18 protein-coding genes are annotated in these 24869 nt (G+C 63.4%); 14 read left to right on the top strand and 4 right to left on the bottom strand.

The features are described 5' to 3' along the window. The first annotated feature begins 192 nt into the window (after positions 1 to 192). Both C2138_RS11180 and C2138_RS11175 read left to right on the top strand, forming a co-directional pair. Positions 193 to 612: an SRPBCC domain-containing protein gene (locus C2138_RS11180; protein ID WP_108517881.1), complete on the top strand. Its 420-nt coding sequence runs from the start codon at positions 193 to 195 to the stop codon at positions 610 to 612. Positions 613 to 654: 42 nt separating this feature from the next. Further along, positions 655 to 1203 carry a 2-phosphosulfolactate phosphatase gene (locus C2138_RS11175; protein WP_108517879.1) on the top strand — a complete coding sequence of 183 codons (549 nt, stop codon included), beginning with the start codon at positions 655 to 657 and terminating at the stop codon, positions 1201 to 1203. On the opposite strand, the gene C2138_RS11170 is transcribed toward C2138_RS11175, so the two are convergent. Genes C2138_RS11170 through C2138_RS11155 form a run of 4 tightly spaced genes read right to left on the bottom strand, consistent with a single transcriptional unit; the run spans position 1204 to position 4341 of the window. Further along, the gene (locus C2138_RS11170) at positions 1204 to 1674 is read right to left on the bottom strand and encodes a SprT-like domain-containing protein (protein WP_108517877.1); all 471 of its coding nucleotides are present in this window, start codon (positions 1672 to 1674) and stop codon (positions 1204 to 1206) included. It abuts the gene before it with no gap. A 52-nt stretch (positions 1675 to 1726) separates the two neighbouring features. Continuing rightward, positions 1727 to 2242 carry a tetratricopeptide repeat protein gene (locus tag C2138_RS11165; RefSeq protein ID WP_233245491.1) on the bottom strand — a complete coding sequence of 172 codons (516 nt, stop codon included), beginning with the start codon at positions 2240 to 2242 and terminating at the stop codon, positions 1727 to 1729. 39 nt (positions 2243 to 2281) lie between these two features. Next, entirely contained in the window at positions 2282 to 3454 is a 1173-nt protein-coding gene (locus C2138_RS11160; protein ID WP_108517875.1) for a PQQ-dependent sugar dehydrogenase, read from the bottom strand. 29 nt (positions 3455 to 3483) lie between these two features. Further along, positions 3484 to 4341, bottom strand: coding sequence for a spermidine synthase (locus tag C2138_RS11155; protein ID WP_108517873.1), 858 nt, complete (start codon positions 4339 to 4341; stop codon positions 3484 to 3486). Positions 4342 to 4645: 304 nt separating this feature from the next. Here C2138_RS11155 and rpoB point away from each other — a divergent pair, with 304 nt between their 5' ends. The 12 genes from rpoB (at position 4646) to C2138_RS11095 (ending at position 24849) form a co-directional block, all read left to right on the top strand. After that, positions 4646 to 8155, top strand: coding sequence for a DNA-directed RNA polymerase subunit beta (rpoB, locus tag C2138_RS11150; RefSeq protein WP_108517871.1), 3510 nt, complete (start codon positions 4646 to 4648; stop codon positions 8153 to 8155). Between the two features lie 45 nt (positions 8156 to 8200). Next, the gene (gene rpoC / locus C2138_RS11145; RefSeq protein WP_108517869.1) at positions 8201 to 12052 is read left to right on the top strand and encodes a DNA-directed RNA polymerase subunit beta'; all 3852 of its coding nucleotides are present in this window, start codon (positions 8201 to 8203) and stop codon (positions 12050 to 12052) included. A 265-nt stretch (positions 12053 to 12317) separates the two neighbouring features. Continuing rightward, positions 12318 to 13451 carry an RDD family protein gene (locus tag C2138_RS11140; RefSeq protein ID WP_159078211.1) on the top strand — a complete coding sequence of 378 codons (1134 nt, stop codon included), beginning with the start codon at positions 12318 to 12320 and terminating at the stop codon, positions 13449 to 13451. A gap of 35 nt (positions 13452 to 13486) precedes the next feature. Then, positions 13487 to 17935 (top strand): type VII secretion EssC family protein, encoded by a 4449-nt coding sequence (locus C2138_RS11135; RefSeq protein ID WP_241961108.1) that lies wholly within the window; start codon positions 13487 to 13489, stop codon positions 17933 to 17935. A 124-nt stretch (positions 17936 to 18059) separates the two neighbouring features. Continuing rightward, a complete protein-coding gene (locus C2138_RS11130) occupies positions 18060 to 18347 on the top strand; it encodes a WXG100 family type VII secretion target (protein WP_108517863.1) in 288 nt (95 codons plus the stop codon). A gap of 76 nt (positions 18348 to 18423) precedes the next feature. Continuing rightward, a complete protein-coding gene (locus C2138_RS11125) occupies positions 18424 to 18726 on the top strand; it encodes a flagellar protein FlgN (protein WP_108517861.1) in 303 nt (100 codons plus the stop codon). Between the two features lie 30 nt (positions 18727 to 18756). Then, positions 18757 to 20019, top strand: coding sequence for a hypothetical protein (locus tag C2138_RS11120; protein WP_108517859.1), 1263 nt, complete (start codon positions 18757 to 18759; stop codon positions 20017 to 20019). 71 nt (positions 20020 to 20090) lie between these two features. Then, complete coding sequence (locus C2138_RS11115; RefSeq protein WP_108517858.1) at positions 20091 to 20699, top strand: hypothetical protein; 609 nt, start codon at positions 20091 to 20093, stop codon at positions 20697 to 20699. Then, entirely contained in the window at positions 20696 to 21355 is a 660-nt protein-coding gene (locus tag C2138_RS11110; protein ID WP_159078210.1) for a hypothetical protein, read from the top strand. The genes C2138_RS11115 and C2138_RS11110 overlap by 4 nt, the downstream gene beginning before the upstream one ends. After that, entirely contained in the window at positions 21322 to 22152 is an 831-nt protein-coding gene (locus tag C2138_RS11105) for a hypothetical protein (RefSeq protein WP_159078209.1), read from the top strand. Before C2138_RS11110 ends, C2138_RS11105 begins: the two co-directional genes overlap by 34 nt. A 19-nt stretch (positions 22153 to 22171) precedes the next feature. Further along, a complete protein-coding gene (locus C2138_RS11100; protein ID WP_108517852.1) occupies positions 22172 to 22975 on the top strand; it encodes a hypothetical protein in 804 nt (267 codons plus the stop codon). Positions 22976 to 23181: 206 nt separating this feature from the next. Continuing rightward, the gene (locus C2138_RS11095; protein ID WP_108517850.1) at positions 23182 to 24849 is read left to right on the top strand and encodes a GspE/PulE family protein; all 1668 of its coding nucleotides are present in this window, start codon (positions 23182 to 23184) and stop codon (positions 24847 to 24849) included. Positions 24850 to 24869 lie beyond the last annotated feature (20 nt).

The raw sequence follows: 24869 nt of genomic DNA, 5'->3' as shown, positions 1-24869 counted from the left end.
CCGGAAGGGTTGGGCGAAGGTGGCGATGGCCACATCCGTTCGCCGTGAGAAGAATGTCAACCGTTTAAGCACGGTGAGTGATGCGTTCTACGACGCAGGGAACACGTGAAACGCGTTCGCAAGTGGTGCCAGCCTAGCATCCCGCATCGCTTCTCGGTCTGAATGGCAGCTACGCTCCCGTAGCCTTGGGGTATGGCGGCATCAAAGACTTACAAGACCGGGCGCAACCGGGGCGACTCATTCGACGTTGGGGTGCGCCAGTCGGTCGCGGTTCCGCTGGATGCGGCATGGGCATTTCTGGTCGGACCTGGCCTGCCTCTGTGGCTGGGCGAAACCGAGCTGCCCACGAAGCAGAACGACACCTACGAGACAGAAGACGGCGTGCGCGGAGTCATCCACCGCTATGCCGAGAACGAGAAGGTCAAGCTCACGTGGCGCCCGGCCGATTGGCCACACAACACCACCCTCACGGTTGCGGTCAAGCAGGCAGACGGTCACATTGTCGTGAGCATCAACCATGATGGCCTCGCCGACCGTGAAGAGCGCTCGATGATGTTGGGGCACTGGAAGAACGTGCTCGCCGACGTGGTCAACCGTCTCGAGAATCTGTAGAGCGCGCCGTAACAGTTTCGCCCGTCTCGGTACGATCTCGGGGTGACTTCTCCCGATTCTCCCCACACGCAGTCCTTCTATCAGGTGCGATTCGACTGGGGCATTGCTGGCGCTGAGGCGCTCGCAGGCTCCGACGCGATCGTGTGGGTCGATGAGCTCGGCACCCCGCAGGTGCCGTCAGTCGAGACGAATGCCGTGGTTGTGGCTGGCGGCATTGCCAACGCTGCGGCCGTTGCCGAGTGGATGCTCGCCAAACAAGAGGAGCGTCGCGACCGCTTTCGCATCGCGGTCGTTGCCGCTGGAGAGCATCGCCCTGACGGCTCGCTGCGGTTCGCCGTGGAGGATCAGCTGGGGGCCGGGGCCGTCATCGACGCCCTCACGGCCGTCGGTCTCGACCATTGCTCGCCCGAGGCGGCGGCAGCATCCGCCGCGTACTTCGGGTTGCGCCGCGCCACCAAGCATCTGCTCGGGGCGACGGTCACATCGCGGCAACTGGGCGGGGTGCAGATCGACCTCACGCCGACAACCGCGGTGCCCGTGCTCATTGACTTCGCCGACAAGCGAGACAAGAGACAGGTCGGGCAAGAATAACTAGCGCCGACGAGCCGGGGCCGGGGTCTGCTTCTGCCAGGTGATGGCGTTGCGGGGGTCGAACCCGCGAGCGCATTTGCCGCATGCAAGCGGCCGGGTCGGCTTGCGATAGCGGTAGTGCGCGTGGCCGGACGGGCAGGTGCCCACCCAGGGCGCCAGCTCCTTGGCAACTTCTCCGTCGTGCGTTCTGCCGCCGACGTAGCCGAGCTCTGCTGCCGTGGCCTTCCACTTGGGCCCGTGACCGGCCCGGGGCCCGGCCATCGCGTGCGCAACCTCGTGCAGCAGGATCTGGTGGATCTCGTCGTCATCGAAGCGCTCCGCCAGATACTTCGACACCGTGATGCGCTTGTGCGTGTAGTTGCACAGGCCAGCACGGGTTTTGGCGTTGTCGAAGCCAAATGTCCACGCAGCGTCGAGGTGGAGCGCAATGAGGGCGTTCGCCCACACGCGCACCCGAGCCAGATCAGCCATGCTTCGAGCCTAAACCGCCGCCGCTGACCGCGAGGGTCTGAGGCGCGGGGTGTTACAGCTCGTCGACAAACGACTCGGCAATGGCGGTGGCCATCATCGCGTTATCGATGTCGGATGCACTGGCTCCGATACGAACGCGGATGGTCACGGCGGCGCGAAAGTCGATCAGCGCGGCCTTGTACTCGCCCAGTCCGAACTGCAGTTTTCCCCGCTCAAGCAGGGCGAGGGCCTCGGCGACGGCCCACTCGTGGGAGCGTGCCTCATCGACGCACGAGGTTAGGTCGATGAGTGCGGTTTCGGGTTTGCCGAGGTCGCGCTGCACCATGGCGCGGCGGATTCGTGCGAGGCAGATCTCTTCGCGGTCGGCCGAGAAGCGGGCCTGACGGAGCGCCAGGTTTGCCATGTCCCAGGCCTCGTCGAGACGGCCAACGAGTCGCAGCAGTGCGACCTTCTCGTTGAGCGCGTCAGAGCTGCGCAGGTTGCCGAGGTCTTCAAGCCGCGCCCCGGCTGCCTGCATGTCGACCTTCTCGCGAAGGGTGGTTGGGTCATAACCCAGGATGATGCTCACGTGGTGCCCCGATCGGTTCTCCCGTACAGGCTAACCCGCCTATCGCCGTTGGAGCGGGATCTGCAACAGCTTGTCGTCCCCCGATTGGGGGTTGCCCCGGCCGTCGGTGTTGTTGGTTAGTACCCACAGCGTGTCGCCCGGCCCGGCCACAACATCCCTGAGGCGCCCGTATTCGCCGGTGAAATAGGGGGAGACATCCACTGATGGCGGACCCACCCAGATGGCCCAGAGGCGTTCTCCACGCAACGCGGCCATGAAGAGCGTGTCGGTGACGGCGGCGAGGCCGCTAGGGCTGGCGTCGGCTGTCGCCCACTGCTGAATGGGGTCGAGGTAGCGTTCGGCGTTGGTGATGCCTTCGGCGACGGGCCAGCCGTAGTTGCCCCCTGGCGTGATGATGTTGAGCTCGTCCCACGTGTTCTGCCCGAACTCCGACGCATAGAGCGTTCCGTCTTCGGCCCACGCGACTCCTTGCGGGTTGCGATGCCCGAGCGTGTAGACGAGGGATCCGGGGAACGGGTTATCGCCGGGCGCGGACCCGTCCGGAGTCATCCGCAGAATCTTGCCGGCTAGCGAATCGAGATCTTGCGCTGCCGTGCCACGGCCGGCGTCACCCGTCGTGGCGTAGAGCATGCCGTCGGGGCCAAAGGCGAGGCGGCCACCGTTGTGGTTGCCGGCGCGGGGGATGCCGGTGAGCACGTCCTCCGCCTGGCCGAGCGAGAGCGCACCAGCCGTGCCGACCAAGGGCATCCGCACAATGCGGTTATCGGATGCCGCGGTCAGGTAGCAATACAGCCACACATCGGTTCCCTGCCGCAGAACCGCGAGGCCGAGCAGCCCGCCTTCCCCGCCCGAAGCCACGCCGGGCACGGTTCCGGCGTCGCGGAGGGTGCCCCCTGCCGTGAGTTCCTTGACGACTCCGGTGTCGCGCTCGCTGATGAGGGCGGATGCTCCCGGCAGCTGATCATCCGTGAGCCGGACGACGGACCATGGCGCGGCGAGGCCCTCTGCAAGCACTCCGACGGCGCCGCCCGGTTCGACAGGGCCGGTGAGCCCCGGTGCCGGCGTGGGCGCGGCGCTCGCCGGGGTTGTCGGTGCGGGTGTCGACCGCGGCGCAGAGGGCATGCAGCCGGTGAGGGCAAGCGTGAGGGCGAGGGTTCCCGTCAGCGCCACGGCGCAGACCGCCCTGCCAGTGCGTGTGCTGCGCCGAGACATCCTGGCCTCCTAGTGCTTATGTGGTCGGCTTATTTGCCCGTCTGGAAGATGTTTTTCGACGGCGGGGGCGAAGGAATCGCTGTCGTGTCGGTGACGACGGGGGCTCCCGCGATCCAGTCGGTGAGCTCGCGACCGTCGATGACTTTGGCCGGATGCGGCCCGCCCGCGAGCAGCCGGGGCATCCATTCGAGCGGCAGTGGGGTGGCCGAGCCGACGAGTACGACGTTGCCAAAGCGGCGGCCCTTGAGGATCTGGGTTTCTGCGAGGGCTGCGACGTGGCCCGTCGCGGTCATCAGGGTGGCGGCCTGGCCGCGAGCAAAGGCGAGTCCGGGGCCGTCGGCGATGTTCACTGCGACGATGCCGCCCGGTGCGAGCAGCTCCACGACTGACCGGTAGAACTCCACGCTCGTGACATGGGCGGGGATGCGGGCGCCCCCAAAGACGTCCACGATCACGAGATCGACGGAGCCCCGCAGGCCCGTCGGCAGCTTCTCAAGCACGGCGCGGGCATCCCCGTGGCGCACCCGGATCGATGCTCCCTTGGGCAGGGGCAGGTTTTCGCGAACAAACGCGACCAGGTCGCTCTCCAGCTCGACGACCTGCTGGCGAGAGCCGGGGCGAGTCGCCTCCACATAGCGGGGCAGCGTCATGGCGCCGGCGCCGAGGTGCACTGCGGTGATTGGGCCATCCGGCAACTGGTCGATCACAAGACCGATGCGCTGCACATATTCGAAGAATAGTTTGGTGGGGTCGTCGAGGTGAACATTGGACTGCGGAGTGCCGTCCACCACGAGCGTGTAACTGCCTTCGAACCAGCGTTCCGGCTCGATCGTGGCTTTGAATCCGCTGAGAGAAAGAACGGTAGACGGATGCTCGGTGCCAGACATAGGGGCATCTTCCCACGCGTTCTGGGGTGTCGGATGTGGCGGTTCGCGCGTTTATAGCGGAATTCCCGAAATTGGTCAAGAATCGACTGGACAGTTTGCAGGATCGCAAACTATAGTTGACCTTTGCGCTCCCAGAATTGCTCTGCCTTCATATTGCGGTCGGCCTATGCGTATCCGGACTCCGGTCCCGATAACCCAAATGTAGGTTCTGGCGGGTGCTTCACGAACAATCCGTATCGACAAGCTCACACCGACTGGCATCGCCCGACTGTATTGACCCATTGGGGTCACGGAGGTTATTTCCTTGGCTGCTGCGCGCAACGCATCCACCACGAACTCATCACAGAAGGGAAACCCGAAGAACGGTCGCGACCATTCTCGGCTTTCCTTCGCCAAGATCTCGGACAACCTGACGGTCCCCGATCTTCTCGCTCTGCAGACCGAAAGCTTCGACTGGCTCGTCGGCAACGACGCGTGGAAGGCACGCGCCGCTGACGCTAAGGCGTCCGGCCGCGAAGACCTGCCGTCGCTGACCGGCCTCGAGGAGATCTTCGAAGAGATCTCCCCGATCGAGGACCTCGGCGAGACGATGCAGCTCTCGTTCACCAACCCCTTCCTCGAAGAGAAGAAGTACTCGATTGACGAGTGCAAGGAGAAGGGCAAGACCTACTCCGCTCCTCTCTATGTCGAGGCCGAGTTCATGAACCACCTCACGGGTGAGATCAAGACTCAGACGGTCTTCATGGGCGACTTCCCGCTCATGACCCCCAAGGGCACCTTCGTTATCAACGGCACCGAGCGTGTCGTCGTCTCGCAGCTCGTCCGCAGCCCCGGCGTCTACTTCGACAGCGCCCAGGAGAAGACCTCCGACAAGGACATCTACTCCGCTCGCATCATCCCGAGCCGTGGTGCATGGCTCGAGTTCGAGATCGACAAGCGCGACCAGGTCGGCGTTCGCATCGACCGCAAGCGCAAGCAGTCCGTCACGGTCTTCATGAAGGCCCTCGGCATGACCAGCGAAGAGATCCTCGCTGAGTTCAAGGGCTTCGCGTCGATCGAGGCAACCCTTGAGAAGGACAACATCCTTACCAAGGAAGAAGCCCTCAAGGACATCTACCGCAAGCTCCGCCCGGGCGAGCAGGTTGCTGCCGAGGCCGCGCGTGCGCTGCTCGACAACTTCTACTTCAACCCCAAGCGTTATGACCTCGCCAAGGTTGGTCGCTACAAGATCAACCGCAAGCTGGGCATCGAGGCGCCGCTGTCGTCGTCGGTCCTGACCCGCGAAGACATCATTGCGACCATCAAGTACCTCGTGGCTCTGCACGACGAGCAGAAGACGCTCCCGGGCATCCGCGATGGCAAGAAGGTCGACATCCGTCTCGACATCGACGACATCGACCACTTCGGTAACCGTCGTATCCGCGCCGTCGGCGAGCTCATCCAGAACCAGGTTCGCACCGGTCTCTCCCGCATGGAGCGCGTCGTTCGCGAGCGCATGACCACGCAGGACATCGAGGCCATCACGCCGCAGACCCTGATCAACGTGCGCCCCGTCGTCGCCGCGATCAAGGAGTTCTTCGGAACCTCGCAGCTTTCGCAGTTCATGGACCAGAACAACCCGCTCGCGGGTCTGACCCACAAGCGTCGTCTCTCGGCGCTGGGCCCTGGTGGTCTGAGCCGTGAGCGCGCCGGTGTCGAGGTGCGTGACGTTCACCCGTCGCACTACGGCCGTATGTGCCCCATTGAGACCCCTGAAGGCCCCAACATTGGTCTGATCGGCTCGCTGGCATCGTTCGCCCGCATCAACTCGTTCGGTTTCATCGAGACCCCGTACCGTCGCGTTGTTGACGGCGTGGTCACCGAGACGATCGACTACCTCACCGCGAGCGAAGAAGACGAGTACGTCGTTGCGCAGGCAAACGCGCCTCTGACGTCGGACGCTCGCTTCGCCGAGCCCCGCGTTCTTGCTCGTAAGAAGGACGGCGAAGTTGACCTCGTCCCCGTCGACGAGATCGGCTACATGGATGTTTCGCCGCGCCAGATGGTGTCGGTCGCGACCTCGCTGATCCCCTTCCTTGAGCACGACGACGCGAACCGCGCCCTCATGGGTGCCAACATGCAGCGTCAGGCTGTTCCGCTGCTTCGCAGCGAGTCGCCTGTCGTTGGTACCGGTATGGAGGGCTACGCAGCCATCGACGCCGGCGACGTTGTCACCGCCACGAAGGCTGGTGTCGTCTCCGAGGTCTCGGCAGACGTCGTCACGGTTCAGCTCGATGAGGGTGGAACCCAGGACTACTACCTCCGCAAGTTCGACCGCTCCAACCAGGGCACGAGCTACAACCACCGCGTGATCGTCAACGCTGGCGACCGCATCGAGGTTGGCGAGGTCATCGCTGATGGCCCCGCGACGGAGAACGGTGAGCTCGCGCTCGGCAAGAACCTCCTCGTAGCGTTCATGCCGTGGGAGGGCTACAACTACGAAGACGCGATCATCCTGAGCCAGAACCTGGTTAAGGACGACGTGCTCAGCTCGATTCACATCGAGGAGTACGAGGTCGACGCCCGCGACACCAAGCTCGGCAAGGAGGAGATCACCCGTGACCTCCCCAACGTGAGCCCCGAGCTCATGGCCGACCTTGACGAGCGCGGCATCATCCGCATCGGTGCAGAGGTTCGCCCCGGCGACATCCTCGTTGGCAAGGTCACGCCTAAGGGTGAGACCGAGCTCAGCGCCGAGGAGCGCCTGCTTCGCGCAATCTTCAACGAGAAGAGCCGCGAGGTTCGCGACACGTCGCTCAAGGTTCCCCACGGCGAAGAGGGCACCATCATCGGTGTCAAGGTCTTCGACGCACAGGATGGCGACGACGAGCTCGGCTCTGGTGTCAACCAGCGCGTTGTCGTCTACATCGCCCAGAAGCGCAAGATCACCGCTGGTGACAAGCTCGCCGGCCGTCACGGCAACAAGGGTGTTATCTCCCGCATCCTGCCCGTCGAGGACATGCCGTTCCTCGCGGACGGCACGCCGGTAGACATCATCCTGAACCCGCTGGGCGTGCCCGGTCGAATGAACTTCGGCCAGGTGCTCGAGATCCACCTCGGATGGATCGCCAAGCAGGGCTGGGAGATCGAGGGCAAGCCCAAGTGGGCCGCAGCTCTCCCGACCGAGGCCTACAGTGCAGCGCCGAACACCAAGGTTGCGACCCCCGTGTTCGACGGTGCGCTCGAGACCGAGATCGAGGGTCTGCTCGAGTCCACGCTCCCCACCCGCGACGGAGATCGCCTCATCGGCTCCTCCGGCAAGGCGCAGCTCTTCGATGGCCGCTCCGGCGAGCCGTACCCGGAGCCGATCTCGGTTGGCTACATGTACATCCTCAAGCTGCACCACCTCGTCGACGACAAGATCCACGCTCGCTCGACCGGCCCGTACTCGATGATCACCCAGCAGCCGCTCGGTGGTAAGGCGCAGTTCGGTGGACAGCGTTTCGGCGAGATGGAGGTGTGGGCCCTCGAGGCCTATGGAGCCGCTTACGCGCTCCAGGAGCTCCTCACCATCAAGTCGGACGACATTCTCGGTCGCGTCAAGGTGTACGAGGCGATCGTCAAGGGTGAGAACATCCAGGAGCCCGGCATCCCCGAGTCCTTCAAGGTGCTCATCAAGGAAATGCAGTCGCTTTGCCTGAACGTCGAGGTGCTCTCGGCCGACGGTACAGCCGTAAGTCTCAAGGACACGGATGACGAGGTCTTCCGTGCTGCTGAAGAGCTCGGCATCAACATTTCCTCCCGGTTCGAGAACTCGTCAATCGACGAGATCTAGTCCCAGGCCAAGACGACAACTTAGTTTCATTTCCAAGGAGAAAAATTGCTCGACGTAACCACGTTCGATGAGCTTCGTATTGGCCTCGCGACCGCAGACGACATCCGTCGCTGGTCGCACGGTGAGGTGAAGAAGCCTGAGACGATCAACTACCGCACGCTCAAGCCCGAGAAGGATGGCCTCTTCGGAGAGCAGATCTTCGGCCCGAGCCGTGACTGGGAGTGCTCCTGTGGCAAGTACAAGCGTGTGCGCTTCAAGGGCATCGTTTGTGAGCGCTGTGGCGTAGAGGTCACGAAGTCGTCTGTGCGCCGTGAGCGCATGGGCCACATCGAACTCGCCGCCCCCGTCACCCACATCTGGTACTTCAAGGGTGTTCCTAGCCGCCTCGGCTACCTGCTCGACATGGCGCCGAAGGACCTCGAAAAGGTCATCTACTTCGCCGCATACATGGTGATTTCGGTCGATGAGCAGGGCCGTCACGACGACATGCCCGGTCTCGAGAACGAGATCCGTCTGGAGATCGCCGAGCTCGAGAAGCAGCGCGACTCCAAGATCGCTGACCGTCTTGCCAAGCTCGAGACTGACCTTGCCGCTCTTGAAGAAGAGGGTGCAAAGGCAGACCAGAAGCGCCGCACGAAGGATGGCGCCGAGAAGGAGATGTCGCAGACCCGCAAGGCCTTCGACGAGCAGATCGCTCAGCTTGAGCGCGTGTGGGAAGACTTCCGCACCCTCAAGGTTGGCGACCTCAAGCCTGAGGACAGCGTCTTCCACGAGCTCCAGGACCGTTTCGGAATCTACTTCGAGGCCTTCATGGGCGCCGAGGCCATCCAGAAGCGTCTCCTCTCGTTCGACCTTCAGGCCGAGAGCGACGAGCTGCACGACCAGATCGCCAACGGCAAGGGTCAGAAGAAGATCCGCGCCATCAAGCGCCTCAAGGTTGTCAACTCGTTCCTGCAGACCGGCAACTCGCCGGCCGCAATGGTGCTCGAGGTTGTTCCGGTTATCCCGCCGGAGCTTCGCCCGATGGTTCAGCTCGACGGTGGACGTTTCGCAACGTCTGACCTCAACGACCTGTACCGCCGTGTGATCAACCGCAACAACCGTCTTCGTCGTCTGCTTGACCTCGGTGCCCCCGAGATCATCGTCAACAACGAGAAGCGGATGCTGCAGGAGGCCGTCGACGCACTGTTCGACAACGGTCGTCGTGGTCGTCCGGTGACGGGTACCGGCAACCGCGCCCTCAAGTCCCTCAGCGACATGCTGAAGGGTAAGCAGGGTCGATTCCGCCAGAACCTCCTCGGAAAGCGCGTTGACTACTCTGGCCGTTCGGTCATCATCGTCGGCCCGCAGCTCAAGCTGCACCAGTGTGGTCTGCCCAAGCAGATGGCTCTCGAGCTGTTCAAGCCGTTCGTGATCAAGCGTCTTATCGACCTGAGCCACGCGCAGAACATCAAGAGCGCCAAGCGCATGGTTGAGCGTTCACGTCCGCAGGTGTGGGATGTGCTCGAGGAGATCATCCGCGAGCGCCCCGTTCTGCTGAACCGCGCACCTACGCTTCACCGTCTGGGCATCCAGGCGTTTGAGCCCCAGCTCGTAGAGGGCAAGGCCATCCAGCTTCACCCGCTCGTGTGTGCAGCGTTCAACGCTGACTTCGACGGTGACCAGATGGCGGTGCACCTGCCGCTGTCGGTCGAGGCACAGGCTGAGGCCCGCGTGCTGATGCTCGCCTCGAACAACATCCTCAAGCCGTCTGACGGCCGCCCGGTGACCCTGCCCGCACAGGACATGATCATCGGTCTGCACCACCTCACCACGCTGGTGGAGGGTGCAGAGGGCGAAGGCCGTGCGTTCTCGTCGATCGCCGAGGCTATCCTCGCGTTCGACCAGAAGTCGCTCAGCCTCAACGCCAAGGCGCGCATCCGCCTCGTCGGCGAGAAGTTCGAGGGTGGACGCCAGCTGGTCGAGACCTCGCTCGGTCGCGCACTCTTCAACGAGGCGCTCCCGGTCGATTACCCCTGGGTTGAGGCGCTTGCCGACAAGGGCCAGCTCTCCGCGATCGTCAACGACCTCGCAGAGCGCTACCCCAAGGTGGAGGTCGCGGCAACGCTCGACCGCATCAAGGACGCCGGTTACTACTGGGCTACCCGCTCGGGCGTTACCGCTGCTCTCTCTGACTTCGTGAGCCCGCCCAACAAGCGCGAGATCATTGCAGGCTACGAGAAGCAGGCTGCAAAGGTTCAGAGCCAGTTCGAGAAGGGCCTCACGACCGACGCCGAGCGTCGTCAGGAGCTCATCGAGATCTGGAACAAGGCAACGGCCGAGGTCGCCACGGCGATGCAGGACAACATGCCGTCTGACAACAACATCAACCGCATGGTCACCTCTGGTGCTCGTGGTAACTGGATGCAGGTTCGTCAGATCGCCGGTATGCGTGGTCTGGTGTCGAACCCGAAGGGTGAGATCATCCCTCGCCCGATCCTGTCGTCCTACCGCGAGGGCCTCTCGGTTGCCGAGTACTTCATCGCAACCCACGGTGCCCGCAAGGGTCTGGCCGACACGGCGCTTCGTACCGCCGACTCCGGTTACCTGACCCGTCGTCTGGTCGACGTTTCGCAGGATGTCATCATCCGCGAGGACGACTGTGGCACGTCGCGTGGTCTCGAGCTTGTGCTCGCAGCCCCCGATGCCAACGGTGTTCTCGTCGCTGACCCCAACGTCGAGAACTCGCTCTACGCCCGCAGCCTTGCTGAGGACGCAGTCGACGCCAAGGGAACGGTTATCGCCAAGGCTGGTGACGACGTCGGAGACGTTCTCATCGCTGACCTCATCGCGGCGGGCATCACGCACGCCAAGGTGCGCTCGGTGCTCACGTGTGAGTCGGCCGCCGGTGTTTGTGCTGTTTGCTACGGTCGCTCGCTGGCCACCGGCAAGCTCGTCGACATCGGAGAGGCCGTCGGCATCATCGCGGCTCAGTCGATCGGTGAGCCCGGAACGCAGCTCACGATGCGTACCTTCCACACCGGTGGTGTCGCATCCGCTGATGACATCACGCAGGGTCTGCCGCGCGTCACGGAGCTCTTCGAGGCTCGTACCCCCAAGGGTGCTTCCCCGATCGCCGAGGCCGCTGGTCGCATCACCATCGAGGACACGGACCGCAGCCGCAAGCTGATCCTGACCCCCGACAGTGGCGACGAGCCCATCGCGTACCCCGTGCTCAAGCGTGCAACCCTCCTCGTTGAGGATGGCGAGCACGTTGAGCTTGGTCAGCAGTTGCACATCGGTGCGATTGACCCCAAGGAGGTTCTGCGGGTTCGCGGTGTTCGCGCCGTTCAGCAGCACCTCGTCGATGGTGTCCAGGGCGTTTACCGCTCGCAGGGTGTGCCGATTCACGACAAGCACATCGAGGTCATCGTTCGTCAGATGCTCCGCAAGGTCACCGTGGTCGACCACGGCGACACCGGACTCCTGCCCGGCGAGCTCGTCGACCGTTCGAAGTACAACACTCTCAACCGTGCTGCGCTGACCGAGGGTCGCAAGACCGCTTCGGCCCGCCAGGAGGTTATGGGTATCACCAAGGCGTCGCTCGCGACCGAGTCGTGGCTGTCGGCCGCGTCGTTCCAGGAGACCACGCGTGTTCTCACGCAGGCCGCCATGGACGGCAAGTCCGACCCGCTGCTCGGCCTCAAGGAGAACGTGATCATCGGAAAGCTGATCCCGGCCGGTACGGGTCTTCCCCGCTACCGCAACGTCTCGGTAGAGGCGACGGAAGAGGCGAAGGCGGAGCGTTACCCGAACCGCATCTTCTCTGACGACTCGTCGTTCAGCGAAGCTGATCTGAGCTTTGTCGATTTCGACAGCTTCAGCTCGGATGACTTCACGCCAGGCACCTACAACTAATAGGTAGCTTCATCCCGTTCGAACGGCCCGTCACCTCACGGTGGCGGGCCGTTCGTCGTTGCGGGGCACGCAGGGCGATAATGTTGCTCGGGGAGTCCTCCCCATCGACCTGAGGTCGACGGGCTGGTGAGCTTAGAGGTGGCTTTCGCGCGGGCGGGGCACGCAAAGGAGACCGAGTGAGCGTCACGCTTGACGAGGACGATGTCATCTACGGCCTCGGAGACGACGGCCGTCCCGATCCTGCCTACCCCAGAGCCTCGGCATCGTGCCGGCCCGGCCGGGGCTGCGCTCGCTCGCGTTCGCGATCGATGCCGCAATCGTGCTGTTGCTCACCCTGCCCATGACGCTCGGAACGCTCCCGCTCTGGATGGGCGCGCTTGCTTCTGTCAATCCCGCGGACCCGCTCAGCCTTCTCGCCGACGACGGGTTCGTGTGGGGCGCGATCTTCTATGGCATTGGGCAGTTGCTGCTCATGATCTTTTTGCTCGTGCAACTGATTCTTCACGGGCGCCGGGGGATTACCGTCGGCAAAGCGATCGTGGGTCTCCGGTCGGTGAATGTGGTTCGGTTCACCAAACCGGGTTTCTGGCGCATGTTCATGCGGGGCGTGATCTTTTGGGCCTCGCTCACGATTGTGCCCATTCTCGGGGCGGTGCCGTTTCTGCTGTCGCCCCTGTGGGATCCGCAGAAGCGCGGACGAGGGTGGCTCGACCGAGTGGGCGGCAACTGGCTCATCGACGCCCGGCGCGGTCTTGACCCGTTCGACACCAAGGCGATGCGCCACGCCCGTCGCCGACTCGAGAAGCCGGAGGTGGAGGCAGAGCAGCGCATGCCATCGCTGGCGACCACAACCTCCGGAGCTGTTGTCGACTTCGTGCCGGCCGGCCGCTCCCGCTCGGGCGTCGTCGCTCCCGGCGGCTATGACAACGCTGCAGAAGCCTGGGTGCCGCCGCCCATTGCAGAGATGCCTGCCGCAGCGCCTGCACAACCGGCGCATCAGCCACGACCGCCAGCACAGCAGGCCGCAGCCGCATCCCCAGCCAAGCCCGGCGCAATCTTCGAGTTTGACGATGGCGCCAAGCTCCGGGTTTCTGGCTCTGGACTGCTCGGCCGCGCTCCCCAGATTCCGCAGGGGGAGGCGTTCGACCATGCGATTCCGGTTGCCGACGAGACCCTCATGATCTCGAAGACGCACGCGCAGTTCGAGGTGGACGACAGCGGATGCTGGTTCACCGATCGCGGCTCAGTCAACGGTGTGGAGGTGGTGAAGCCGGGCGGTTCCACCGGCGACCTCGTGCCGTGGGAGCGCAGTCTCATCCCCTGGGGGTCAACGGTCACCCTCGGCGGGCGCACACTCACGCTCGTACCAGATCCTCAATCGAACGGTGGTAACCGGTGAAGGTCAAGCTCTCTCTGAGGCGACAGTCCGGCTCAATGGTCGACATCGTCGTCACGGCCGATTCGACCGCGACGATCGAAGACGTCGCCCGGTCCATCGCCACGACCGACCCCATGTCGTCGAGTCGCGTCTTGGCCGAAAGCCCCGTGCTCACGCTGTCGGTCGCGCCTCCGACATCGCAGTCGCTGGTCGCGCTTCACCCCGACGCGCTGATCGCCGAGGCAGAGATCGGCGCCGGCTTTATCGTCTCGGTTACGCCACTGCAGAGTCGGGCCCATCCTGATGGGCAGACCGCGCCGGTCGCCGCAATCGTTCGGGTGCATGCAGGGCCGGATGCCGGTCGGGAGATTCCGATCTCGGCAGGCCACAGCATCGTGGGTCGCGGCAATGGCGACGTTGACCTCTCAGATCCCCTCGTCTCGAAGCGGCATGCCCGCATCGAGGTCGGCACCTCTATCGAGCTCGTCGACCTGAACTCGGCCAACGGGGTCATCGTCGATGGCGGCATGGTGCAGCGGCTTAGGGTGCTCCCAGGCCAGCTCATCACGCTCGGCGATACCAGCATCAGCATCACTCCGGTCGCCTCGCGCGACGAAGACCTCGACCCCGTGCTCGAGCGCGGTGGCGCCCTCATGTTCAACCGTTCACCGCGCGTCGAGGTGCGATACCCGGGCACGGAATACCCCTATCCCAAGGTGCCTACCGAGGCACAGCCGCGAATGTTCCCGTGGCCAATGGTGGTCTCGCCCATCATGCTGGGATTCGCCATGTTCGCGTTCACCGGCAGGCCCTACGCGCTGCTGATGATTGTCATGACGCCCATGATGATGATGGCCAACTACTTCAGCGGAAAATCGCAGACCGGCAAAAAGCTCCAGCGCGAGGTCGAGATCTATGAGGAGCAGATCGAGAACCTCGAAGACGAACTCGCAGCGCAGGTTCCCATCGAGCAAGAGCGGCGCCGCGCAGAAGCACCCGCCGTTGCGCACATCTATGAGCAGGCGATGCAGTTGGGCCCGCTCCTCTGGACGAGACGCCCCGAGCACTGGAACTTTCTTGCTCTGCGGCTGGGACTCGGCACGGCTCGCAGCAGAAACACCATCGCCGTGCCGCAAAGCCAGGACGGCATCCCACGTTACGTGCGTCAGATCGAAAAGCTGCGCAAACGGCACGAGTTCATTGAGGACGTTCCCTTTGTCGAGACCTTCCCTTCTGCGGGTGCGATCGGTGTGGCGGGAACCCGCGAGGTAGCCGCCGATGTCGTGCGCGGCATTGGCGTGCAGCTGTTCGGTATGCACGCGCCCAACGAGCTGATCACAGCAGCGATCGTGCACCCGTCCTGGACGCCAGAGCTTGAGTGGATGAAGTGGCTGCCGCACACGACGAGCCCTCAGTCGCCGTTCGCGGGGATCGCTCTCGCGGACAGTCAGTCGGCGGGCACCGCTCTGCTCAACGCTCTTGAGGAGGCCATCCTCCAGCGAGAGGGCGCCCGCTCGGGTGAGCGTGGTCCTCTCAAAGACGACAAGGGATCGATGACTCTCGGTGCCGCCGTCGGCGAGGGCGTGCCCAAGGGTGGAACACTCTCCGGCGACATGGTCATGGTGCTCTTCGTTTCGAGCGATGCCCCCGTCGACCGTCCCCGGCTCACCCAGATCATCGAGCGCGGCCCAGAATCCGGCATCTACACCGTGTTCTTCGGACCGACGGTGGCCTCTCTCCCTGCGGGCTGCCGCACCTTTATCGACGCGACAGATGGTTTGGAGCGCGCCAGGGTCGGCTACGTGCGCTCGGGAGAGAGCTACGAGGCGGTCGAGGTTGAGGGCGTTTCTAACGCCTACGCGCAGGTCTTCGCTAAGAGGCTCGCGCCCGTGGTGGATTCCAGCTCGGTCGAGGCCGACTCCAGTGACATCCCCCGCAGCATCAACCTGCTCAGCCTTGTGGGCAGCGAGGCGGCATCCGCCCCAGGGGCGGTCCTTGAGCGATGGCGGCAGAACAACTCGATCATCGACCGTCGCGGTCTTCCGCTGCCCCGCCTCAAGCGCGCTGGCACCCTGAAGGCATTCGTAGGTCAGGGCAGTCCGGATGCGATGACGCTTGACCTGCGAACCCAGGGGCCGCACGCCCTCGTCGGAGGCACGACGGGTTCGGGCAAGTCTGAGTTTTTGCAGGCATGGGTTTTGGGCATGGCGGCGGAGTACAGCCCAGATCGCGTGACGTTTCTCTTTGTGGACTACAAGGGCGGCTCGGCGTTTGCCGATTGTGTTGCGCTGCCTCACTGTGTCGGCCTCGTCACCGACCTGAGCCCGCACCTTGTGCGCCGCGCGCTCACGAGCCTGCGGGCAGAACTCCATCACCGCGAGCACCTCTTCAACCGAAAGAAGGCAAAGGACCTTCTCGAGCTTGAGAAGCGCCGCGACCCCGAGACCCCGCCAGCGCTCGTCCTCGTGATCGACGAGTTCGCCGCCCTTGCTGGCGAGGTTCCCGAGTTCGTCGACGGCGTGGTCGACATCGCCCAGCGCGGGCGATCGCTGGGAATCCACCTCATCATGGCCACTCAGCGCCCCGCCGGCGTGATCAAGGACAACCTGAGAGCAAACACCAACCTGCGGGTGGCCCTTCGCATGGCCGATGTCTCTGACTCAAAGGACGTGGTCGGCGACCCGGTTGCCGGCACCTTTGACCCCACGATTCCGGGCCGCGGAATCGCTAAGACCGGTCCGGGGCGACTCGTGCCCTTCCAATCGGCCTATGCCGGTGGGTGGACAGGCGAGGTTGCAACCAAGGCTGAGGTCAAGGTCGCTGAGTTGAGGTTTGGCTCGCTCGTGCTCTGGGAGGGCGAAGTTGAGCCTGAGTCGGAGTCGCACGACGAAGACCTTGGCCCCAACGACCAGAAGCGCCTGGTGAGCAACTTTGTGCGGGCAACGGAACTCGCCGCGATCCCCGCGCCGAGGAGGCCCTGGCTCGACGACCTTTCCCAGACGGTCGATATCGTCGATCTGCCCGTCCACGGCGATTCGCAGATTCTGCTGGGCAAGGCCGATATTCCTGAACGTCAGTTGCAGGAGGCCGTCTACTACGTGCCGGATCGGGACGGGTCGATGCTCGTCTACGGCACGAGTGGATCAGGCAAGTCAACGACGCTCCGATCGATCGGAGCAGCCGCTGGCATGCGCCCCGATCTCGGTGACGTCGAGGTCTACGGCCTCGACTTCGGCTCCAGCTCGCTGCGGTCACTTGAGTCATTGCCGCATGTCGGCTCGATCATCATGGGTGACGATGCGGAGAGGGTGCAGCGTCTGCTGCGCATGATCGGCGAGGTTCTCGACAAGCGTGGCCGCCTTTTCAGTGACGTCAACGCCGCGAGTATCACCGAATATCGTGAGATCACGGGGCAGCGGATGCCCCGCATCGTGCTGCTTCTCGACGGGTTCGGCCAGTTCAAGGCAGAGTGGGATGCAACATCCGCTCGCCTGCCGTTCTACAACGTCTTTATGCGCATCCTCGGTGAGGGGCGGCCGCTCGGCGTTCATGTCGTCGCGACGGCCGACCGTGCAGGAAGCGTGCCGACATCGGTCAGCGCCAACGTGTCGAAGCGCATTGTGCTGCGACTCTCGGACGAGTCCTCGTACCAGATGCTCGGTGCGCCCAAGGATGTTCTCACGGAGCACTCTCCGGTCGGCCGAGCCATAATCGATGGGTTTGAGGCTCAGGTTGCGGTGCTCGGGGGCACGGCCAATGTCGCTGAGCAGTCGAAGGCCTTCGACAAGCTGGCCGATCAGTTGCGCGCTGAGGGTGCGCGGGAGGTACCCGAGATCGGTGCGCTGCCCACTCAGCTTGCGATCGAGTCGCTGCCGGCATCTGTCGGCGACGAACCCGTTCTGGGTATCGCAGAAGACACTCTCGGCCCCCGAGGGTTCGAGCCCGTCGGCACCTTCTCCGTTTCGGGGCCGCCGCAGAGCGGTAAGACCAATGCTCTCAAGTGGCTCATCACCTCGATGACGCGCTTTGACCCCGAGGTCAAACTCTTCTACTTCGGCGGTCGCAGGTCGCAACTGGCGACCTACGCACCGTGGATGCGAAGCGCAACGTCCACCGATGAGGCAAAGGCCCTGGCCAAGGAGCTCGTTGAGATCATTCCTGACGAGTCGATTCCGGGTCGCATCATGGTGGTCATCGAGAACGTGACTCAGTTTGCCGATTCCGACGCAGAGAGGCCGCTCAAGGAGCTCTTCCAAGCAATCAACCGAAGCGATCATTTCCTCGTTGGCGACGCCGATGTTTCGCTTCTCTCCAGCGGCTTCGGGTTCGTCGGTGACTTCAAGGCTGGCCGCAAAGGCATCGTGCTCAAGCCGGATGCCTACGACGGTGACTCGCTCTTTAAGGTTCCGTTCCCCAAGGTCAAGCGAAGCGACTTCCCCGCGGGACGAGGCATCTTTGTGCAGAACGGTCGCCTCGTGACGGTGCAGTTGCCCCACCTGGACTGAACCCGGGAGACATGGGCAGGCATGGGGAGCGCTCCCCATTGAGTGTCGGCGTCGGGTCACGATAGCTTGTAGCTCGATGGTCCACCGTTCGGGCCACTATCGGAAACGAAGAAGGGGTCCAACCATGGCAGATTTCGGAGCATCCTACGGCGCGATGGAAGCGATGTCGAACCAGCTCAGCACGGCTCGTGAAGACATCCAGACGCAGCTCGACAACCTTAAGACGGCGGTCGACGACCTCCTCGGCAGCGAGTTCAAGACGCAGCACGCATCCGGCAAGTTCGGTGAGGGCTACGGCGAGCTGACGACGGGTCTCAAGACGGCGACCGACGGCATTGGCGACATGGGCGAAGCGCTCAAGGGAATGATGCAGGCGATCCAGGAGCTCGACTCCAAGATGGCCGGCTCCTAAGCACTAACAGCAGCACGAGAGGGCCAGCGCAATGCTGGCCCTCTCGCAATCCCAACGAAACGAAAGGATGCCTGCAATGGGCGATGGGGTACTCATCAAGTACGACGAGCTCAAGGGCGTCGACGATGCGCTCAAGGCAATCGTCGAAGAGCTCAAGCAGGCGTCAAAGCGCACAGATGAACTAGAGCAGGCAATCGGCAAGCCATTTGGCAAAAGCAAGCTGAAGGATGCCGCTCACGATTTTGAAGGCGGATGGGACGACCGCCGCAACGCCCTCCTCGAAGACATTGAGAAGGTCCAGCAGCACGTCGCGGGCGTGCTCGAAGGATTCGAGCAGTGGGACACCGACACCTCAAACGAAATGTCGTCGGCCTCTTAGGCCACCGCTGAGACGCTGGAGAAAGAGACCATGGACGCTTCGCCCAAGGGCCGCGAGATCACGACTCTCGACGGTGACGCTGGCACAATCATCTCGCGCGGCACCACAATCACCGAGCTCGGTGACCAGATGATCTCATCGGCAGCTCTGCTGAAGAGCATCGCTGACGGCGCTTCGGGGCAAAAGGGCCTCGCGGTCGAGAAGCTCCAAGAGGTCGTGGGCGACTGCCATGCAGAGCTCAAGCTCGCGGGCGAGCGGTACAAGCCTTCAGGGCCCGTTCTCGTGGCCTATGGGCAGGCAGTCTGCGACCTTCAGCCGCTGATCAAGACCGCCGTCCAAAACTGTGAGACCGAGTGGCAGAGGGTCACAACGAAGCGCAATGCCATCTGGGAAGCCCAGGCGGATTTCTATCCCTCTCCCGCCGATGACGCTCCGGATGATGCCAAGACTCCTGCGGAGCAGCGCCAGGAGGCAGTCGGTGACGCGCAGGACGCCGCAGACGACGCCTACGACGCGTGGAAAGAAGACGCAGACGTCTTCGACGTCCACTACGACTCGTGGGAGAAGGCGTTCAACCTCGCCGCCACCGGCCTCACGGAGGCCAATGACGGCAAGATTAAAGACTCCAAGTGGGACAACCTCGACGGGTTCGTTGCAGGGGCGCTCGAAGTGCTCAAGTGGGTCGGGCTTGGTCTCGCAATCCTCGGTGTCATCATCGGCGGCCCGTTCATCGCCGCACTCGCTGCGATCGCTGCTATTGCGACGTTGCTCCTCACGCTTTACTCGTTCGCCCGCGGTAACTCCACTGTCGGGGACCTCGTGTTCGCCGTAATCGGCGTCATACCTTTTGGCAGCCTGGGCAAACTGTTTAATGGCAACAAGATGGGTTTCTTGGATGACATGGCAGGGGGGCTGCTGAAGCATTCGAGCAGGGTTGACATTGTCAGTGATCTTGGCCGCATCGGCCGGATGCCGGGAGGATTCACCACCGGATTCGGTCGAGCGAACGGGTTCCTCCCGGGGATCTGGCGGGGAGCCCGCGGAGCGGCGATGCAGTGGGCTGGGCCCAATGGGGCTGGCCCAGCCAACATGCTTTCGCGCCTTATGACGGGCCAGAACCTCTCTCACTGGGGGGACGACGGCATTAGCGGACTGGGCGTGCTTGGCAGCGTGTGGGGCGACGGGGGAGTCAAGACCGTATTCGGAATCCCCGATACCCTCGGTGACCTCCACAACGATTGGTTCCCGTCGCCTGAGCTGGAACAGCCGATGTTCGGTTCGCCGAAGCGCTAACGTGAAATGAGCAGTCGGTCCGACCACATCCGTGGTCAGGCGTCGCAATCCGGAGGGAACAGCAGGCCACGATGTCCAGTCTCAAAGCCGAGCTCATGGGGGAGCATCTCCCGGAGTTCACCCTCGTCCTTCCTAACGGTTGGGAGCGCAGGGCCCCGAGCGACGAGGTCCGAGATGAGATGCTCGCTGCCGCGAAGCGCCGACTCATGCAAGCCCACCGCCCGGACCTCTACGGTCAGACCACGGCGCTGATCAACAAGTTGTTTGCCGAGATGCGTCGCGTTGAGACGGTCGCCTTCTTCGGGCCAGCAGCCACTGCTCCCGACGAGGCCTTCCTCCCCGCGACGCTGACGGCATCCCTGCAACGAGGTCAAGATGGAGAGGCACTCGACCACGCAATTGCCCAGCTCATCCGCAGCGAAGGAGCGACACCGCTCGGAGACGATAAGCGCTTTCTTCGGTGGGAGCAGGACGCGGTGGAGAACGTCGACGGCACCCGGGTCGCGACGACCACAGTCGTATATTTCACCCCGGTGCCAGGGACCGGCCGCACGCGAGCATTGCGCTTTACCCTCGTCCTCACTCATGACCCGGCGCAGGAGGGTGATGAAGAATTCACCACGGGCCTCAAGCGAGTATTTGACGCTCATCTCTCGACGTTTGCGTGGGTGACGTCATGACGGTCTCGGTTTCGATCGACTCCGCGCGATGGCTCGTGATTCCCCACACTTTCCCGAGCGAATCGGGAGACACCGTTCGTGAGTGGGAGGATCAGGTCGCATCACAGATGCGAGAGGCCTGGGACGGCGCTCTCACGGCTCAGCTGGAACCGCTCGTGCGAGGAGCCCTGCAGCATGCCGTCGCCCGGGTGGAGCCTGACGACTCCTTGACTCTTCAGTTCTGGCCTGGAGCATCCGTCGTCAACGCCATTGTGCATATCGTCGCAGGCACGTTCGGGCAGGAGCCCCAACGCCGGGTAATTCCGCTCGACGACGGTCCATTTGTGACCGAGCCGCAGAGCATTCCCTTCGAGAGCAAGACACTCGGAACCGGAGTTGAATCCGCAGCGCTTCTTGCTCTCGATGATGAGCCTCCATACACAGTAGGCGTGCTCAACTACCTCTTCGAATCCGAGGTCGGATACGTCTATGTCGGGGTGGACCCCACCCTTCCGCACCTCATCGGCCTCATGCGTGATTCCCTGCGAGACGTCGTCCACACGATCCAGGTGGACACTGAAGACGGGCGCGAGTGGGGGAGAGCATCGGTGGACATGGAGGTACTGCAGAAGCCTGCCGAGACATGGGAATTCGACACTTCGGGAGCTATATCGTGAGTGCCCAGGGTCTCGCGGCAAAAGCGCAGCCCGGTTCGACAGTGCGGTGGGATCGACTCGAGAAGGCCGCGTTCTCCGATCAGCCCTCGGTGCTTGCCGCGTTGGAAGGCGTTCGCCGGAGTCCTCAGAACACCAAGCCGCGCTGGCAACTCGTTCTCGCGGTGCCCATTGTGCTGGCAATGGGGTTCTCGATGCTGTTGCCTATCCTCGGAGTCTCCGCCATCGCGGTGGGGCGGTTTCAGAATTATGAGGCGCCGCCCGAAGAGATGATTCCGCTCGCTGGGCTGTTCTACCTGGGCACAGCGATCGCCCTTCTCGCCTGGATCGTAATCTGGTTCATGGGAGACCGTCGCCGTTCAGGCGTCGCGTTGACCTTCTCCGTGATGACTGTCGTGCTGGGGGCGCTTACGGGCATCACGATGTCTGAACGCGGAACGGAGTCATCGGTCGCCAGCTGGGAATCGTGGATTATTCCCGTGGTCGCGGCAATCGGTCTCGCGGCTGTGCTCGCAATGCTTCAGTTGTTTGCTAGAAGCAAGAAGAGTGGGGCGAGTCTCGATCAAAGCTCCGGGTTGCCCCCGAACAAGCTGGCGGAGTTGAAGGCGCGCCGGGACGCCGTTTCTGATCTTGCCGAAACTGATCGCCTTGCGATCAAGCGAGACCTGGATGCCGCTGTGAGTGATCTCGAACAGCGCGGCCTCATAACGGCAGCCGACGCGGAGCGGGCACGCGGCACTGAGCTCGGCGGTCTCGCTCTTCGTATGGGCTCGTCGAGCGTCACCGAGCCGCTGACCTAATAGCCCCGGAGGCTGCAGCATGAACGCACGCGAATATTCGTCCAAGGTCCGGCCCGGGTCTGCGGTGCGTTGGGACCGATTGGAGCTAGCAGCGTTCGCGCAGCACCCCGAAGTTCTGCGGAAATCTTCCGCGACGAAGGACAGTCGCACGGTGTCTCCGTGGCAGTGGGCCTGGTTCATCCCTGTCGTGATTATCGCCGTGGTTTTCGCGCTGGCACCGCTTCTCGGGCTCGTTGCGGTGTCCGGGGGAGGGCGCTTTGCTACTGCAGCTCCTGAACGGCCATTGGCCGAGACGGCCCCAGTCGCCGGCGTTTTCTTCCTGTGTGCAGTAGTCGCGCTTGTTGTTCTCATCGTCTTGTGGATTGTGCGCGGCAAGCCTGGGGTAGCGCGAGGCTTCGGTCTCTATACGTTCGTGTTTGCGTCGCTGACGCTCGCCGGGCTCCTGCTCCGCGGGCCGGAAGAGTCGGTCAACATGGTGTGGAGCATCCCTGTGGCGATTGCCGCCGGGCTCGGTGGCGTTCTCACCGTTCTGCTATTTGTAGATTGGGTGCGACGGCTGCGGGCGGATGCCGCGCGAAAGCCCGGAGACCCGCCAGTATTGTCTCCGCAAGCGGCAGCGTTAAAGGAGCAGCTCCAGAGTCGACTGGCGCACCTTTCAGGATCTGAGCGAGACGCTGTAAAAAGTGATCTCGACGCAGCTATCCAGGATCTCGAACAGCGAGGGCTGATTACCGCTGCCGAGGCAGAGCGAGCCCGCTCGACGGAGCTCGGTGGTCTCGCCATCCGAATGGGCTCGTCGAGCGCGACGTCACGGAGCCGATGACCGATGTTCCGCCCGTAGTGCTGACGCGGCATCCGACCACTAGATGTGGGGTGCGGCGTGTCGACGCTGGAGGGTGCGGCGATGAAGGTATAGCCATGCGCCCATTCGTGGGGTAATTTGACTAGACCGGTTCCGCATATCCGATCTCACCTGAGCGGACCGGCAAGCTATTTACCGGGGGCGGTAGCGAGCAGGGGGGCTTTACAGTGTCATCTCTTACCGAGATTCTCATCATCCGGGGCGTCATGCCTATCGAAGCGCTCGACAACGTTGTCGATGGGTGGAAGGGCGATGACGAGATGGTTCGCCAGCTCGTCGCCGACGGCACGATCTCAGCCAAAGACTTTGCCTCTGCCCGCGCTGCTCAACATGGGCTGCCCTTCGTGGAGCTCACCGAGTACCCGGTCGACCGCATCGCGGTGGCCCTCACGCCGGCAGCAATCTGCCGCCGCCACGAGGTGCTGCCGATCGCGAACATCGGAAACACGCTCACACTTGCCGTCGTCGACCCAGGCAACGTGTTCGCGATCGACGACGTTCGCGCCGCTGTTCGCATGCAGGTCAACCTCGTCGTCGCTGAGCGCGCGGATCTTCTCGCCGCAATCGACCGTTACCACCGTGCCGACAACGAGATCAGCTCGCTCACGACGGTGCTCGAGGAGGAGAGCACGGGTCAGGAGCTCGCCCTCGCCGATTCTGAGCCCAACGAAGACGACGCCCCCATCGTGCGGTTCGTCAACCTGCTCATCAGCCAGGGCATCCAGGACAAGGCATCCGATATTCATATCGAGCCCGGCCAGCACGACATGGGCGTTCGATACCGCATCGACGGTGTTCTGCACGAGATGCAGCGAGCACCCAAGTCGATTCAGAACGGTGTGATCTCCAGGCTCAAGATCATGGCGGATATCGACATTGCCGAGCGCCGCAAGCCTCAGGATGGTCGCATCTCGGTCAACCACGGCGGGCGCCAGATCGACCTTCGTGTTGCGACGCTCCCGACGGTGTGGGGCGAGAAGGTCGTCATGCGAATTCTCGACAACTCGGGGACAACGCTGAGTCTTGATGACCTCAACATGCTCGACGCCAACCTCGACAAATACCGCAAGTCGTTCGTCAAGCCCAACGGCATGATCCTGGTAACCGGCCCGACCGGTTCCGGCAAGTCAACGACGCTCTACACGACGCTGCACGCTGTGGCCAAGCCCGAGGTTAACGTCATCACGGTTGAAGACCCGGTCGAGTACCGCATGGAAGGCATCAGCCAGGTTCAGGTCAACGTCAAGGCGGGGCTTACCTTCGCGGCCGCGCTGCGTTCCATCCTGCGATCCGACCCGGATGTTGTGCTGATCGGTGAGATTCGAGACCAGGAGACGGCGCAGATCGCTATCGAGGCGTCGCTCACCGGCCACCTCGTGCTGTCGACCCTGCACACCAACAGCGCGCCCGCCGCTATCACGCGTCTCATCGAGATGGACATCGAGCCGTTCCTCGTGGGTTCTGCCCTCGAAGCGGTTGTTGCCCAGCGCCTCGCCCGTCGCCTGTGCGACCGCTGCAAGGAGCAGTACCAGAGCACAATCGAGGGCCTCGCCGGTCTTGGGTTCTTTCTCGACCCGAGCAAGCCGACTCCCGTGCTCTACCGGCCCGTCGGGTGCACGCACTGCTCCAACACGGGCTATCGAGGGCGCATCGCAATCCACGAGGTCATGCTGGTCACCGAGGAGATCGAGCGGCTCGCCGTTGCTCGCGCATCCAGCCTCGAGATCTCGAAGATGGCGGTGTCGCAGGGCATGGCTACGTTGCGTCAGGATGGATGGACCAAGGCTCTGATGGGCCACACCGCGGTGGAGGAGATTCTGCGCGTGGTGGTGTGATGTGATGACCGCGGGGGAGT

It is taken from the genome of Salinibacterium hongtaonis, from assembly GCF_003065485.1.
GTDB classification, from domain to species: Bacteria; Actinomycetota; Actinomycetes; order Actinomycetales; family Microbacteriaceae; genus Homoserinimonas; species Homoserinimonas hongtaonis.
Note: the sequence above shows the minus strand (reverse complement) of the source record. Positions and strands in the feature narration are given on the sequence as shown.

What these genes read in the sequence shown, in the direction of transcription:
- C2138_RS11135 (WP_241961108.1), top strand. Translation starts at nt 13,487, where the DNA reads ATGGTCGACATCGTCGTCACGGCCGATTCGACCGCGACGATCGAAGAC.
- C2138_RS11170 (WP_108517877.1), bottom strand. Translation starts at nt 1,674, where the DNA reads ATGGCTGATCTGGCTCGGGTGCGCGTGTGGGCGAACGCCCTCATTGCG.
- C2138_RS11130 (WP_108517863.1), top strand. Translation starts at nt 18,060, where the DNA reads ATGGCAGATTTCGGAGCATCCTACGGCGCGATGGAAGCGATGTCGAAC.
- C2138_RS11180 (WP_108517881.1), top strand. Translation starts at nt 193, where the DNA reads ATGGCGGCATCAAAGACTTACAAGACCGGGCGCAACCGGGGCGACTCA.
- C2138_RS11160 (WP_108517875.1), bottom strand. Translation starts at nt 3,454, where the DNA reads ATGTCTCGGCGCAGCACACGCACTGGCAGGGCGGTCTGCGCCGTGGCG.
- C2138_RS11105 (WP_159078209.1), top strand. Translation starts at nt 21,322, where the DNA reads ATGGGAATTCGACACTTCGGGAGCTATATCGTGAGTGCCCAGGGTCTC.
- C2138_RS11155 (WP_108517873.1), bottom strand. Translation starts at nt 4,341, where the DNA reads ATGTCTGGCACCGAGCATCCGTCTACCGTTCTTTCTCTCAGCGGATTC.
- C2138_RS11100 (WP_108517852.1), top strand. Translation starts at nt 22,172, where the DNA reads ATGAACGCACGCGAATATTCGTCCAAGGTCCGGCCCGGGTCTGCGGTG.
- C2138_RS11115 (WP_108517858.1), top strand. Translation starts at nt 20,091, where the DNA reads ATGTCCAGTCTCAAAGCCGAGCTCATGGGGGAGCATCTCCCGGAGTTC.
- C2138_RS11110 (WP_159078210.1), top strand. Translation starts at nt 20,696, where the DNA reads ATGACGGTCTCGGTTTCGATCGACTCCGCGCGATGGCTCGTGATTCCC.
- C2138_RS11125 (WP_108517861.1), top strand. Translation starts at nt 18,424, where the DNA reads ATGGGCGATGGGGTACTCATCAAGTACGACGAGCTCAAGGGCGTCGAC.
- C2138_RS11120 (WP_108517859.1), top strand. Translation starts at nt 18,757, where the DNA reads ATGGACGCTTCGCCCAAGGGCCGCGAGATCACGACTCTCGACGGTGAC.